The organism is Nocardia colli, assembly GCF_008704205.1.
Lineage (GTDB): Bacteria > Actinomycetota > Actinomycetes > Mycobacteriales > Mycobacteriaceae > Nocardia > Nocardia colli.
The window spans coordinates 34981-50086 of sequence record NZ_VXLC01000022.1 but is presented as its reverse complement, the minus strand read 5'-3'; the positions used below and the strand labels follow the sequence as shown (position 1 = coordinate 50086).

Sequence of the window (15106 nt, the reverse complement as noted above, 5' to 3'; positions counted from 1 at the left end):
CGGCATCGCAAGCCCTGGTCTCGGTTGCCTGCCCGTCGCGGTTCTGTTCAGGCTTGGTTCGGTTGGTCGATGGAAAGATCAGTGCTCATGACGGGTGGATTCCGGGGAGGTGTCCCTGGATCGGTACTCGGGTGGTCGATGATCGCTCTGAGTTCCCATCTGATCAGGTCACGATGGTCAGAAACCCGCACCGATGAAGCTGGCCGTGCCCGTCTCGTTGCGTCAAAGCTCTAGGTCGATGTCGGGTTGCTGGGCGATCAGATCGTCGTCGATGTCGAATCCGTTGTCTTCGTCGGTGCTCAAACCATGCTGCAACTGCTGCTCGATGGCTTGCTGCGCCTCGGAGAGAGTGGCGCGTCGCTGTTGCTCCGTGCGTAGTTCATCGATCTGCCGCTCGTGGCCGGCGACGAGTAGTGATGTGTCGGCGGCGGGAGCAATCCCACTCCATGCTGTGCTGGAGTGGATGGAATCGTCGTGTCCTGGAATTCGGGAGCTGGGCCGTAAAGCATTTCGTCGGTGTCTGCGAAGGCGATACGCAGTTCGAGGTCTGTGATGTGTTGTCGGAGTTGGGCGTCGGTGAGAACGATCAGCGGATTCTGCTCGACTCGATCGGCTGGCGTGACTGTGGTGGCGTGCGGCTGGGATGAGGAGTCAGTGGTGTGCTCGCCGTTGAGTATGTCCAGGGCTGAGTGGTCGATCTCGAGCCGGGACCACAGCGCTGCGGCTGGCATCTCATCGGGTAGTGGGCGGCTGTTGGCGGCGTTGGCGAGTCTGGTTTCGATGTCGATTCCGGCGTGGTGAGCGGCTTCGATCTTGGCGGCGATGCTCGGCCACCACGGGTCGGTGACGACCCGTGGTGCGATCGGTTGCACGACAGGTGCCCACGTGTTGGCCGGCAGCCGTGGGTCACCGAGGACATCGGTGACGCGGGAGTCGAGGAGCCGCTGGTGTTCGCGTTCGAGCACTGTGTGCCGTGGGGGTCCGGTGGGGCGCAGGTCGCGGTCGTCTGTGTGTAGCGAAGCTCGCCACACTGCGAGTTCTTGGACGAGTTGTCGATCCGTGGCGAGGAGTGGGCGTGCCCACGGCGGAGCCGTCGCTGGTGTCCACTCCGCAGCGTCGGCGCGGATCTGTTCGGCGAGGTCGGTGACGATGCGGGCGCGGGCGGCGAGTTGGGTGGTGTCGTGTTCGTCGGGGATTCCGGCGGCCCAGGGGAGTGGTCCGTGTCCGGTGGAGTGGGCGCCGGTGGGGTCCAGGCGCCAGTCGAGGACGGCGGCAGCATCGTCGGCGGTGTCGAGTTCGCGTGCGTTGATCGCGGCGCGCAACTCGGTGATCGGGTCGCGTCCTGAGAGAGCGATCACCGCCAGGTGGTGGCGCAGGACGGGGTAGGCGGGGCAGTCGGTGAGGTGCGTGAGCATTGTCTCGGCGTCGGTGTCGAGGCGCTCCAGTCCTTCGAGACCGAGCGCGTTTTCGGCGGCGACACCGATCGAATCGAGGTAGATATCGAGCGCGCGGCCGATGCGCCGGTATGGGTCAAGCGTGTCACGCAGCATCGAGTGCGCCGACTTTTGCGCACCATCGCGGGCGAAAACGCGCAGCAGAACCTCGACGGCGGTGCGCGGATTGACCGCGGGTTCGGACCAGAACGAGCCTGCTGAACCGTCCAAGGCGGTCGGGACGTAGACGTGGTTGGCGTAGATTCCACGAGTGAGTGCGACGTAAAGCTGTTGCAGCGACTCACGTCCGGTGAGCGCGACGTGACAGGTTTCGGCGGTGATTCCTTGCGCGGAATCGATCGTTGTCGCGTACCCGAGGCGCACATGTTCGCTCACGTAGTCGGCGGGCAGCCGCACGCTGTGGCCTGATTTTCGTTCGGGTGTGTGGTGGATGGCGGTGAGACTGCCGTCGTCATGTACTGCGGTGACGGTCCAGGTGTAGCCGTTTCGGACCCAGTCGCGTTCGCCTAAACGCAGTCTCGGATTGTTGCGCCGGGTTCGGATCGTGTCACCGACTGAGGCATCGAGGCCGTCGCAGAGCCTGGACTGCGCGCCCACAGGGTTGCTGGTGCGAGCGAGGCGATCGGCGCGTGCGCGCGCGTTGAGTTCGGTCACTACGTCATGCGTGGCGGCCAACATGATGGTGTCGCGGCTGGCGAGATAGTCCGCGGTCCAGGCGACGAACGCGTCATTGTGGACCGCACCTTCGTGTCCGGCGTGGATGCGGCCGTTGTCCAGATACCAGCCCAGTGCGGTCGGATCGCCTTCGCGCAGTTGCAGACTCGCGGTCGCTTCAGCACTGGAGGCGAACCGGACGACGTGGGTCAGAGTCAGTGCGGTGTCGGGAGCCGCAGCGTTCATGTTGATGTCGGCGCCGCCGGCTTCGATCGATGCGAGCTGGTGCGGGTCGCCGATACAGCGGATCGTCGCGCCGCGATCGGTGAGAAATCGGAGCAGGCGCAGGCGTTTCCGGTTGCCGATTTTGACGTGCTCGTCGACGATCACCAACGTGTCGGGGCCGATATCGAGGACCCACTGCGGCAACGACGGTGGATACTCACGGTCGAAATGCGGGTTGTTCGGTGCGGGTGTGTGCCGGTGCAGGACGTCGAGAACCTTGTCCACAGTCTCTACCCGCTGCCCAATCGACTCGCCGAGTACCGCCGCCGCGGCCGCGGTCGGGGCGAGCCCGAGGACTTGGCCGCCGCTTGCCGTCCACGCGTCGGCGAGTACTGCCATCGCGGTTGTCTTGCCCGAACCGGCGGGCGCGTTGGTCGTTCGGACCCGGAGGTTCGACGCGGCGAAGCCCTCGATCACGCTGACTTGTCCGGCATTGAGTGGCCGATCCGGATGGGCGGAGTTGTAGTCGGCGACCGCGGCGGCGATGGTTTCGGCGGGAAGTTGGCGGGCGCCGGGCTGGATCGAGAGGTCGATCAGCTGCTGTTCGACCGACAGAATGCGCGCCGAGGTGTAGAGCTGGCGGTCCGCTGAGGTGTAGACGCTGGTGCCGTCGCGGCGCTGCAACACGATCGGAACGGTGCGGAGTTCGGGCTCGTCGGTCAGATCCGGATCCGGTTGGGCGACGGCGTGGGTGGGGGAGATGGTCTCGGCGAGCACGGCCTCGGCGACGTGCTCCCAGTCCTCGCCGGCCACATTTCCGCGGAGCTGGCGTTCGATTTCGGCGCGCAGATTGATGGTCGTCCAGGTAGCGCGGTGTTCGGAAACGACGTCGATGACGCGCTCGGCGGTGCGGGTGATCCAGTGCTCGGTGATCTGCGGGCGGGGCGCACGCAGCGGATTCAACGTCGTATGGACCATGCGCGACAACGATTCTTGACCTCCGAGCACTCGCTCGGCTTCAGCGCGCCAGGCGCTGCGCTGCACGGCAAGAGAGCGCGGAAGGTGCTTGACGGGGCGAGTGTCCAGGGTGGCGCGCTCGGCCAGATTGAACACTTCTCCCGGTGTCGGCTCGCGCCCGTACTGAGTTTGAAACTGCGCCGCGAGCTCATCGAGACGGGTGGTGATCGCGGTATCGCGGCGCGACCAGGCGGTGATCAAGGGTGTTGGGATGCCGAGGATTTCCCGGATCGGGCGTTTGGCGGGGTCTTGGCCGGGGCGTTCGGTGAACTCGACGCCGACGGATCGTTCGAGGTGGTGTTCGAGGCGGGTGTTGTAGATCTCCGAGACCGTCACCATCGCGCGGTAGATCTGGGTGCCGTCGAGAGTGCGCCACTTACCGTCCAGCGTACGTACGCGGTTGGCGATCAGCACGTGAGTGTGCAGGTCCGGATCACCTGCACGGCTGTCGCGGTGAGAAAAGACGGCCGCGACGATCCCCTCGACGTCGACTTGCCGGACCCCGTGGCGACCCAACCGGGTGAAGATCGCATGCTGCTCGAGCCAGCGCAGTGCGTCGCTGATGGCGGCCTGGTGTGCGGCCTCGATCTGCTCGGACACCGCGCGTGGCGCGACCGCCCACAGCACCGACACCGACTTGACCGGGGAGAAGGTGATGTCGAAACCAGCGACCGCGGTGGTGTGCGGGCGCGAGTTCTTCGCCACCCACCCCGACAGTTCCCGCGCATCAACCGGTGCCCGGCCGTAGGTTTCGGTGAACATTTCCGCCGCGACATCGGTCCGGATCTGCGCCCGATCCGCATCGGAAATAGCATCGCCAGGAGGCAAATCGTGCGCGATATTGTGTTCCTCGAACGCCTTCGCGCACCGTTTCCGGAACTCGGAAACATCGGCATAAAGCGGGAACAGACGACCCAATCGGCTCGCCTTGTCGGCGGCGCGGGCGGCGTCCTTGTGCTTCGCTCCGAGTTCCATCTGCTCGCCGTAGACGCGGTCTTCGATCGCCTCGGCGTTCGGATGGCGACCCAGTCCGAACAGGGACTTCATCTGCTCCTCGGTGACTTCCTCACCTGCATGGAGGTCCAGGCCGGCCAACCCGGAGCCGTGCCAGCGCCCCGGTGTCTCACCTTGTGCGGAGTAGTAGTCGGCGAGGCTGGAGCGGCCTCGGGAAGTGACATCGTTCGCGGCGACATTGCGCAGATAGTATTGATACCCATTGCCTGCCACGACTTTATGGATCGTCGCGGTCATACTTCCAGCAAGCACCTCCGCGTGGAATTAGTCCAGGCGTCGGACCCATCTCATTAGTGGCATATCCACCAAACTCCCTGGTCGTTATCGAATCGTTACCCTGGATGCAAGAGGTCTGTTTGCGAGAAAAATGGAGAAAGTGGAGGTGGGTGTTATGTCCAGATGTATGGGCGTAGTCCAGATGTAGGTGGCACGGGAGTGGTGTTGTCTGGTTGCAGTTGATACGTGGGTGTCCTTCGGGAGTTGATTCGAGCTGACACATGGCTGCAAGGTTGCCGACCAGCCAACGGACTACTCCGACCAAAAAATTTCGACCACCAAGAGCCGACGCTGTCGTTGTGATTGTCAAGCGGCGACCAAGGGTACGTCGATGATCGCCACTGGGAGTCGTCCAGCGCTCGACAGACGTAGCCTTCGGCGTTCCGTACCTCGACTGCCGCCTTCGTCGAGAGCTCGGCAACGCCACGCTGGTTTTCGAGACAGTGTCCGTGGGGCCGGGATGACGGGGTACCTTTCAATCAGTTCTAGTGGCGGCAGGGTTACTTTCCTCGGCGGCGGTCCTCCGGGCTCCCTGCATCGTGAGAGGAGCGCAGACGCAATGAGCGAGGAAGCGTCGGGCACCGACCACTCCGCGGCGGCTAGCGTTCTAGGCTATCTCCATCAGACGCGGTGGGGTCTATTGGAACTTCTCAGGTCACGGACCATCGACCCAGGCCGCAGTCTCACTATGGAGATGCACGACGACATCGCGTGGGAACAGGATGGGACGCCAGCCGAGCTGAAGCAGCTGAAACTCCACGTCTCATCATTGCGCAACTTGACTGATGCATCGGACGATATGTGGCGTACGTTGCGGGTCTGGATGGACGCCGGACGACCAGGAGACCCATATGGTCCTCTTCTCACCCTCATCACCAACAGCAGCGCTGGAGCCAGTTCTGCGGCGTCGCTTCTCCGAGCTTCCGGCCGCGACGTTGCAGCCGCGCTTGCTCTGCTCGAAAGCGCTGCGCGTGACTCCAGCTCCAAGGAGACCAAGGCTGCCCGTGAGCAGTTCCTGAAGCTGACGTCCGCCGAACGGTCGACGTTTGTCGGGCGGATCTACGTTGCCGATGAATCTGCGGATCTGGACGGCGTTGGCGAGGAGGTCGCCGACCGACTCCGCCCGGGTGCTCCAACCGAGCAGTTCAATACTTACCTGGACCTGGTCTGGGCTTGGTGGGGGCGCACTTCCATCGCGATGCTCAGCGGGAAGAGGGGGGCCGTGTCGGTGGCGGAGATGCTCAGTACCCTCGAGCGGATCCGCGACCAATTCACCCGGGACAACCTGCCTTCGCTTGTAGAAGCGAACGAAGTCGATCTCGATGTGACACTTGTGCAGCACGACGGCCGAACGTACGTTCACCAATTGAAGATTCTCGAGGTGATGCCCCGCCAGCTGCAAAGGGCGATCCTCGACTACCAGCGGGCCTACCTTCAGGAGACTCGGTGGCTCGATGTGCACCTAGTCGACTACGACGAGTTAGACAGGTTTTCCGAGCGTCTGGTCGAGGAATGGGAGAGGGCATTCGACCATATGTGCTCCGAGTTGCCTCCTGACGCCAGCGACGAGGATAAGCGGGCAGCTGGCCGGCAACTCCTCCACGCACTAGGAGACTCAGCCTTGTCGATCCGCGCTCGATTCCAGGATCCGTTCCACGCACGTGGACGGCGACATGCGCTGGCAGACGCCTCGACGATCGGCTGGCACCCCGATTTTCAGGAGCACCTCTCGCAACTCCTTCAGAACACGTAGAACCCTGACCGCACCCACGATCAGTGCTGATCACATGGATCGTGTAGCACAAACGGATGACATTGCTTTGGAATCGGCCCACGAGTTAAGCACTCATGACAAGGTTCACTGGTATGGGGCAGTGGAGCGAGCGCGCGCCGGCTGTGGCTGACTTGTTGAATCCTGCTTTGATCGCAGCAACGATCGCAGCTGCTGCGACCGAGTACGATCGCCGGGGCGCCGGGCCGATGCCATTCGAGCTGGCGTTCCTTGTGGTCCCACTGGTTCTGCATCGCGACACGCGCAGTTCGCTGCCTGTCCGTATCGATTCCCACCTTGCCACGTGGGTTGCTACACACGAAGTTGTCGCTGCTGGATTTGGTGTGCGAGCGAAGACGCTTGTCGATCCGGTTCGAGAAGGCCTGCGGTTCGGTCTGCGTCACGGAGCGATCGACCTCCACGGGGCAAACATCACAGGTCAGTTGCGGTCGCGAAGACCCGCCGAAATTGGCGACGTCGGAGAGATCGTGAAGAAGGCACGCTTCGTCGGACGGTGGTTCACACAGCTCGAATCATCGGCCACCGCTTTTGCCCTTCTAGGTGTGGAGGTCTAGAGCGGTGCAGTTGGTAGCATTGGCGCTCTACGCGCAAGACGGTCGGCGCCGAGACGTGAGATTCCGGCCCGGGGAACTGAACATCGTTACCGGCGAGTCCAAGACCGGCAAGAGCGCTCTCTTGACGATTACCGAGTTCTGCCTCGGACGCGACGCGTACCTCATCCCCGCTGGGCCTATCGCTGACTACGTCGCTTGGTATGGGTCGCTATGGCAGCTGACCGATGATCCCGACGGGCCAAGGGCCTTCGTGGGGCGGCCCGCACCTCCGAAAGGTCAGGCCTCGACTCAGCGAGCGATGCTTGAGTTTGGTGGAGCGACTATGGATCTGTTGGATTACAACGATCTCATCGAGAACGCGGACAGTGACAGCGTCCGCCGCCAGATCGGCCGTCGAATCGGTATAGCCGAGAACGTCATTGAGTCCCGAGGTGGTGGGGTTGGCCAGGCGCCCTTCGAGGCTCATCTTGGACACGCTGCCTGGCTTTGCCTGCAGGATCAGGACGAGATCGCCAGTCGACACCTGTTGTTTCACCGCCAGGGTGAAAGTCCGGTTGCCCAGCATCTGAAGGACACCATTCCATACTTTCTTGGTGCGGTTCCCGCGGATGCTGCAGCGAAGAAAGCGGCACTCAGGGATGCCAATCGGGCTCAGCGCCGCGCGGAAGCGGCATTCGCCGCTGCTGAACAGGAGGCAAACACGGTCGAGGCCAACCTCCGCGGCCTTCTTGCGGAGGCGTATGCGGCCCAACTCACGGATGAGCATGATCTGACTGAGAGTGTCCAGATCGTTGGTGCCCTTCGAGCCGCAGTTCGTGACCCCCGCGACGACCCTAGTGACCGGAGAGCTATCTATGAAGAACGGGTAGAGGAAGTCTCGTTCGAGCAGCAGGACCGTCGCAGGAGCTTGTTGCGAAGACGCGCTGAACTACGAAGTCAGCTAGGTGACATCATGGATGATCGGGCGCTGCTTCTGGATCGGATCGAATCTGAGCGGGATTTTGCGGGTGCTGTCGAACTTCACGCTGGTCGTCTGACGAGCCTTGAACTTCTGCCCTCTGTCGGAGACGAACCTACGGTTAGGGCCGACTCGTGCCCGGTGTGCGGATCGGGTATGGATGAGCCCGACCCGACGGCGACAGCGATTGCAGGGCGCCTGCAGAGTCTGCGGAGCGAGCTAACGTCTCTTGAAGCTGCCCCTGAGTCCCGCCGGCGGATTATCACTGCCCTCGAAGCTGAAGCTGATCGTTTGCGTCAGGAATTGGCGGCTATGGAGACCGCCCTTGCAGGCCTCGACGCAGCTGACCGGACCCTTCGCACTGAGCGCGACGCGGTGGCGGCAAGGAACTACACCCGCGGACGGGTCGAAGCCCTGCTCGGTGTCCTGACGGCTGGAACCGGAGATTCTCTTGAGCGCCTTCGTCGCAACCTGGATACGGCGAACGCGCGGGTGACTCAACTGCTTGAGGAACTCGATACAGATGTAGACCGGGAGCACTTGCTGTCTCGGCTCAATATCGTCGGTCGCACCATGACCGAATTGGCCAGACGCCTTGGACTCGAGCATGTGGAGGACGGAGTACGTCTTGATCTTGCGAAACTGACTGTGGTGACTGATACAAGCGATGGGCCGTTGCCCCTACAGCGCATCGGTAGCGCGGCGAATTGGATTGGATACCACCTAGCGACGCACCTCGCACTCCATCAATATTTCGTCGAGAATGATCGTCCCGTGCCTCGATTTCTTATGATTGACCAGCCAACGCAGGCTTTCTACCCCTCAGATATCGCGAAGAATGCTGGGGCCGTCGACGATGCAGATCGCGAGGCAGTGCTCGCCATGTTCGTTGTGATGCGCGACGTCGTGAACCAACTGGCTCCGCGAATGCAGATAATTGTGAGCGACCATGTCAACCTCGTTGAAGAGAAATGGTTTCAGGACGCAGTGCGCCACCATTGGCGTGGAGGCGTCCGACTCGTACCGATGGATTGGATCGAAGCCGAAACCGAGCAAATCCCTAGGCCACCCGATCAACGCTAGTGCGATCTTTCTGACGAGCCCGCCGCAGGAGCACACCGTCGAGAAGATCCACGCCTGGCTGCTGAATCTGGGTCATCATCTCGAAGATCGCCGACGAAGACAAGGATGCCCAGCGCCGCGATCCGGTTCGCCGAAATCTGGAGGATTGCGAGTAACCTGCGGCGCAGGATGCTGGACGGTTTAACTTGTGGACCGGTGTACGGGTCGATCGTCGGCATGGCCAATCGGTCGCTAAGCATGACGGTGCGCACGGTCTTCACCGTTTTGACCGGAGCGTTAGCGATGGTCCCCATGGTGATCGTGTGGCAGCTTTTGGCAGCGGTGGCGGTGCGCGCGCTTGGGCATCCGGTGGAGGGTCGGCGTGATGGTTGCCACCGTAGCCCACGTAACGAAGCGGCAATCTGTCCCGAATCGGTTGGGTAACTGGTTTGCTATCTCTGAGGTTGTGCCTTGAGTATTCGCTAACGCCGTCGCCCTGCACGGGAAACGGCGATACGTATCCGCAGATATTTCTATTGCAAATGCAACAAGTTGTTCCCAAAGTCAATTACACGAAAACTATCCTTGCGTCCACCATGGGAGGATGAGCGCGACGCTAGTCGCGCACCTCCTCCGAGCATTATCCAGAATCTCCCTTTGGAATGCACATTCTTAAGAAAGAGCAGATTAACTACGTTAGGCGTGCTGATCCCCGCATCCAGCATGCCCGATGAAATTGCTATCCGAGGCTTCGAATTTGATTCGAGGAACCTTTTGATCAATTCGGGAGCATTAGTAGTTTTAGAATTAATTGGAAGTGCAAATTCGTTCCCCAGCTCGGGATAGTTAATCCGGCAGCGGTGCGCGATGAGCTGCGCCTGGCCAATGCTCTGAGCGAAGATGATCGTCTTACCTACATAGCCATCATCGGCGAGTATTCCTTGTTCCATGAGAATCTTCAAGGCGGCATCTATAAATTCTTCGCTTGCAAGGTGGGTGACCGAATCTTCGATGCTGCCACTTGCTGCCTTTATTTTCACGTTCCGGAACTCGGGGGAAGCTAGATATCCGTCGGCGACGGCATCTCTAAAGCTATATATGCCTGTCGGCTCGCCATTTTTTAGATCGAAAAGCTGGTAGATATCGTTGTCGATTCCATCCGGTGGAGCAGATGTGAAACCTACGAGCAATGCGTCAAAATAGTCGGCAATTGGGTGGTAGCGGCGACTGCGCATCGTTGTCATTTCATTGATGACAATGAGGTCAAAGAACCCGTGGCCATACGGGCTCGGACGATCATCGCCAGCTGATTCAATTTGCGGAATGAGTCTGTGAGGCATTCCGACGAACACATGCGCATCGTTATTGTGTAGACGAGTGTCGCTAGTCACGAGTAAGTCCGGGAGGTGAGTTCGGAATTCGCTCACCGCTTGTTCGGTCATAAGCTGACTGTCCGTGAGATAAAGTATGCGATTGACCCATCCTCCGCGCCGCAGGACGTCTATAAGGGCTAAGCAGGTGCGGAGCTTACCCGTACCAACGGCCATGCTCACTAGGGCGCTGCGACGCCTACCGCTTTCGAAGGCGTCGCACACCCTGCGTACTATTTCTTTCTGATATCCCCGGAGTTCGATGGTTTCATCTATCACAGTATTATTTAGCTCGGTGCGACCTGATCGATCAACGACTCTGCGGCGAATCTCTTCCTTTGAATAGAAGCCAGTTACTTGACGTGGTATTGATGCGAGCTCATCCCATAAGAACACCTCGGTGCCACTGACGCAAAAAAGGGCAGGAATGCGACTATGATGCACCTCGATATATTTGGCATAATCTTGCAATTGCCGGAAAATGAGCGATGGATCCGCATCTCTTGACTTAATCTCAACAAGTGCCAATGGGCTGTGATCGTCGTCCCATAGAATGTAATCAATGAACTGAAATTCTTCATTGCTTAATTTCGGAGAGAGTGCATAATCTCTCGTTATAGACGAGCTATCCGTCCACCCAGACTCCTCTAGGAGCTGTTCGAAGATTTCCCTCGATTCAAGTTCTATGCGACGACCCGGATCGCTGGCGACTGGAAGCTCTGCTTCGATATCAAATAACTTGAATTCGATATGGTCAGATGCTTGTGTGGATGCATGCCCAGGCGCCTGGACTAGTGGTGCGTGTGACTGCAGGGTGTGATCGAAGTTGGTAGTGCTGATTGGGGCGGAAAGGGGCAAAATTGAGTGATCGAAATCAGGTGTTTCGTCCAATCGATCCTCGGGGCTCGAAGAATAGTTACGCGTAAACCACATCATTGCGTGAAACAAATCAACTATGGCAGCGAGGGAATCGTCGGTGGTGATTGTTCCCGTCGTGTGTACTGCCATGGTTCCTTTGCGTCGGATTTCCATTGTCATGGCAAGAACCTCCGAGCCCATCGCGTCCATGACTACGGTGTCCGAAAGGATTGATAAGATGCTGGCGCTCTCCCCCGGCTGGGCCGCCTTCAGGTTTTGATGGAGCCACCTCAGTGCGATCTCCAATGTAGATCGGCTATAGAAACACGATATTCTAGAGTCGCTATAGACGAGACTTTCGGCTGTAGCGGCTTCACGGTACAGATCCGGCCACTCCGCCTGAAGGAACCAGAAGTTGGACCTTTCTGGAAACTGCTGGTCACTCTGAGCTGAGCGCCCCTTCGGGGAGGGTGGGCCAGCAGGCCGATCGTGGAGGGCCCATGACCAGACCGCCGACGCCCTCATGCTTCGCGCCATCGTCAGGTCCACTTGGTTCTCACCTGAGGTCGGTGGTAGCAGGAGCCAGTTGGGGGAAACATCCAAAGCTAGGCCTAGCGCGACAAGATCATCAACATCGACCCGCCGCTGGCCCTTCTCGATCTTTGCCAACGCAGACAGATCGATCGGCCGCCCAAGCTCTGCAAGCCTCGTGGTCAGCGAATTTAGGGTGAGCCCGTGTGCCTGCCTGAGTTCGCGTAGCCGGTGCCCCACCCGGATTCCGGTAGGGCCCATCGCTCCAACCTGCTTCGCCATAGCGTGACCTTAGCTGTAGTTGTCGAAAATCTCCAAGGGTGGTCGACTTGACCAAACCGAGCAAAGGCGGGAGGCTATCGCGGAAGGACGGCGCGTCGGAGCCCGAAATGGCAACGGCCCCTGCGGAAACAGGGGCCGTCCTCGTCACAGCCGCGGATGAGCAGGAAGGACGAGCATGTCAACAGTAGCGGGTCCAGGCGGCGAACTGAACCGCCGGCCTGCCGAGGGTGAGGCCGATGACAGGGAGGGCTTGGTATCGGTCCGGTCGATGGTGATACTGGGGCTTTCGACGCTAGTTGGGCTGTGTGCCGGTGTCGGTGCTGGCGTCGCGGTGGGATCAACGGTCGCGAATCTGCACGGCACGGCCCCAGCGCTAATTGTCGCCGTGGTCTCCGGTTCTGCAACCGCGGTTCTTGCGGGCTTGGGCGCTGCCCGCAACCTTCATGCCCTCGTAGATCGTGCTGGATCCTGACCACGGCATTGAGCTGTGGACGTTGCTGCGGCTGAATCAGTGTCGGATCTGCCGGATACGACCGCTCCGAACCTGGGCCCTCGCCTTCGTCCCTAGGCCCTGGGCCGGTTGCGGCCCATTACGTAGACGATGCGACCGCAGTTCTCCATGCGGATGCGGTGGGCCGCGGTGCCGGTCAATGCGAGCGGAGAGGCAGGACCTGCAACAAGAGCCTCGGTCCGGACGAGATAACAGTGCATTATCTCCGCAGGTCAATTCGTGTGTTTAGCGCGTGTGTCCCCGCTCGGGGCATGACCACATGCACATGACTCGGCGGCATCCCGGCGCCGTGGGCTCGACCGCAGTCACCACGCGGACTTCGGGAGTTTGCATGCTTGTTGCTGGATGTCCGGGGATCTCAGCGTGTCGCTCTGAAACAGCCGAAGGTTGCGTTAGGGGAGTGGGACAACGTTGGTCGAGGTCGGGCCGCCTCGCGTAACGGCCACGCGAGCTTCGAGTTGTAGGTGCTGCCAATCTGGGGGCAGCAGGCCCTCGTCAGTCACTCGACTAGCGACACGGAAACGACACGTTTTCAGCGGGAATTGACCGGTTTCAACGGGATGCGTTGAGGGTCAAGTTCTTACTATCGTTGCAGCTCACGGGCAGTATTGAGAAATCTTGAGAACTCGGAAACACCCCTCACTCACAATCGGCAGGTTTCTGGTTCGAGTCCAGATGGGGGAGCAGTGACCAGGGCGAACGGTAACGTTCGACCCTGGTTTTTTTGCTTTTCAGGGGTAGAACGACACGCTTTCAACGTGCGGTGGACCTTGTCATCAGCAACGGCCTTCATAGCGGTGACGGTGACAGCGATGATCCTCACCGCCCGGCAGTTCAGACCCGATACTGATCCCCGGGAAGCCGCAGCCGTGCTGATTGCGGTGATGCTGGCAGCGGCGCTCGCCATCACACCACCTGCACGACTGAGAGTTCGTCTCTCCGAGCTGCTGGCCCGCTTCTAGCGGGTCGCCGCGTCGGCCGACGAGCCGACGCGCACCCGCACGTCGCCGAAGCGCGTCTCCATCTCCCGCCGAGTCGAGGGTTCCAGCGGTGTCCCCGGCGCGCTGGGGGCGGCGGTCGTCGAGTCTCCCCGGTCGCGGGCTACCCGGCGCGAGGCGGGGTCACGGCTGGCAGACCTTCGCGGCGACGTCAGGGGGTTGGCCCGCATTGATCAGCCGGTTCTCCAGTTCCCGCAGTTTGGGTAGCCGGGACTGCGCGGGCAGCGCCTCGAAGCCGGGAATCGCTTGGGGGATCAGCCGGCGAGCCTGCTCGTAGCTCTCCGGCGACTTGCTCACTTTCAGGACGTCGATCATCTGACGGACCGGGTCCAGTTTCTTGTTCTGTCTAGCGTAAGCAGCGGCCTTGTTCAGCGTCTGCATGATCGAAACGAGATCCGCACTGTACTTCGTCCTGTCTCCGGCACTGTAACCAGCGGCAGCAATGGCTCTGCCGAACTGCTCAGGGTCAGTAGGATTCTGCCAAGCCTTCGAGTATTTCCCCGACCCCAGAACTCGGCTATGGTCGTCGATCGCGTCGGCAACATTGGCGTAACGTCGGAACGGCAGCGTGACCTGATAGGTCTCGGCCCCCGGCTTGATCTCTCCCTCGGCGAATTCTGGGTAATGCCCGTACATTTCGCGCAGCTTTCGCGCCGCGGTTACCGGTTCCGGTGTCGACAGCCATACAACTTTGTCGGGACCGGCTTTGGGATCGCCCTTGACACCGAAATAGCTGGCACTCTTATCCGGCGTCCAGCCGCTTTCGAGGACCATCTGACCAAGCGTGACGAGAGCGGGCACGCCGGTCCGGGACTGGTTGTCGAGGGCTTGCTCGGAGTACTTCACATACACATCGACAGCCTTGCGCTCCCTTGCGAACTTTTGGTTGTCCTCGTCGGTCAGGACCACCCCGACACCAGGTTCGGGAGCCTGCGGCGGTCTAGGCGGTCCAGCGGTCGCCGAAGCGGGCGCTCCGTTGGCGCCGCCATCGCGCAGCGGCTCGTCCTCGTCGAGGCAGGCGACCTGTACCGAACTCTGTCCCGTCACCCGGACGACATCGCCGCTCGACCAATCGTCGGCGGCGCGGTGCGCGTCGTGTTCCATCGCCGATACCGGTGCACTGGTGCAGGGTAGGGCGCGGCTCTGCTGGACGACGTGGGCGAGTTCGTGGGCTAGCACGTGATCGCCGGACGGTGTGCCCGGCCGGTAGGTCCCTTCGCGGAAGACGAGATCGGTGCCAAGGGTATAGGCGCGGGCGCGCATTGCGCGGGCGGAGGTGTCGGCAGCGGGGCCGGTGTGGGTGCGCACATCGCTGAAGTCGTGGCCGAAACGCGATTCCATCGCGGCGCGGATGTGCGGGTCCAGCGGTGTGCCCGGGCCGTCGAGGCCGTTGGCGACGGCGGGGACAGTGGTGAGGTCGATGCCGAAACCCGGTGTGCTGGAATTATGTTCGGGCTCGTGCGCGGATTCGCTTCGCGCCGGTGGCTGCCGCAGGGCGCGGGTTGGTACGCGATGCTGGTTGGCGGGTGTTGTCATGGCGGCGGCTCCGT

General features: G+C 61.1%; 7 protein-coding genes. 4 read left to right on the top strand and 3 right to left on the bottom strand.

Translation table 11 applies throughout. The annotated features are described in order from the left end of the window. Positions 1 to 299: 299 nt before the first annotated feature. The gene (gene mobF / locus F3087_RS35260; protein ID WP_223885586.1) at positions 300 to 4601 is read right to left on the bottom strand and encodes a MobF family relaxase; all 4302 of its coding nucleotides are present in this window, start codon (positions 4599 to 4601) and stop codon (positions 300 to 302) included. Positions 4602 to 5334: 733 nt separating this feature from the next. Between mobF and F3087_RS35255 the strand changes: the two genes are divergently transcribed. From F3087_RS35255 to F3087_RS35245, 3 genes are all read left to right on the top strand, one after another. Continuing rightward, entirely contained in the window at positions 5335 to 6393 is a 1059-nt protein-coding gene (locus tag F3087_RS35255) for an ABC-three component system protein (protein ID WP_191094304.1), read from the top strand. A gap of 113 nt (positions 6394 to 6506) precedes the next feature. Then, positions 6507 to 6986, top strand: coding sequence for a three component ABC system middle component (locus F3087_RS35250; RefSeq protein WP_150406460.1), 480 nt, complete (start codon positions 6507 to 6509; stop codon positions 6984 to 6986). A gap of 322 nt (positions 6987 to 7308) precedes the next feature. Then, positions 7309 to 9027 (top strand): DUF3732 domain-containing protein, encoded by a 1719-nt coding sequence (locus F3087_RS35245; RefSeq protein WP_223885585.1) that lies wholly within the window; start codon positions 7309 to 7311, stop codon positions 9025 to 9027. A gap of 512 nt (positions 9028 to 9539) precedes the next feature. Here F3087_RS35245 and F3087_RS35240 read toward each other — a convergent pair. Next, positions 9540 to 12047, bottom strand: a complete 2508-nt coding sequence (locus F3087_RS35240) for a DEAD/DEAH box helicase family protein (protein ID WP_150406458.1) — start codon at positions 12045 to 12047, stop codon at positions 9540 to 9542. A 1323-nt stretch (positions 12048 to 13370) separates the two neighbouring features. Between F3087_RS35240 and F3087_RS46200 the strand changes: the two genes are divergently transcribed. Then, positions 13371 to 13520 (top strand): hypothetical protein, encoded by a 150-nt coding sequence (locus F3087_RS46200; protein WP_191094303.1) that lies wholly within the window; start codon positions 13371 to 13373, stop codon positions 13518 to 13520. A gap of 159 nt (positions 13521 to 13679) precedes the next feature. On the opposite strand, the gene F3087_RS35235 is transcribed toward F3087_RS46200, so the two are convergent. Continuing rightward, positions 13680 to 15092: an eCIS core domain-containing protein gene (locus F3087_RS35235; RefSeq protein ID WP_150406457.1), complete on the bottom strand. Its 1413-nt coding sequence runs from the start codon at positions 15090 to 15092 to the stop codon at positions 13680 to 13682. Positions 15093 to 15106 lie beyond the last annotated feature (14 nt).

What these genes read in the sequence shown, in the direction of transcription:
- mobF (WP_223885586.1), bottom strand. Translation starts at nt 4,601, where the DNA reads ATGACCGCGACGATCCATAAAGTCGTGGCAGGCAATGGGTATCAATAC.
- F3087_RS35255 (WP_191094304.1), top strand. Translation starts at nt 5,335, where the DNA reads ATGCACGACGACATCGCGTGGGAACAGGATGGGACGCCAGCCGAGCTG.
- F3087_RS35250 (WP_150406460.1), top strand. Translation starts at nt 6,507, where the DNA reads ATGGGGCAGTGGAGCGAGCGCGCGCCGGCTGTGGCTGACTTGTTGAAT.
- F3087_RS35245 (WP_223885585.1), top strand. Translation starts at nt 7,309, where the DNA reads ATGGATCTGTTGGATTACAACGATCTCATCGAGAACGCGGACAGTGAC.
- F3087_RS35240 (WP_150406458.1), bottom strand. Translation starts at nt 12,047, where the DNA reads ATGGCGAAGCAGGTTGGAGCGATGGGCCCTACCGGAATCCGGGTGGGG.
- F3087_RS46200 (WP_191094303.1), top strand. Translation starts at nt 13,371, where the DNA reads ATGATCCTCACCGCCCGGCAGTTCAGACCCGATACTGATCCCCGGGAA.
- F3087_RS35235 (WP_150406457.1), bottom strand. Translation starts at nt 15,092, where the DNA reads ATGACAACACCCGCCAACCAGCATCGCGTACCAACCCGCGCCCTGCGG.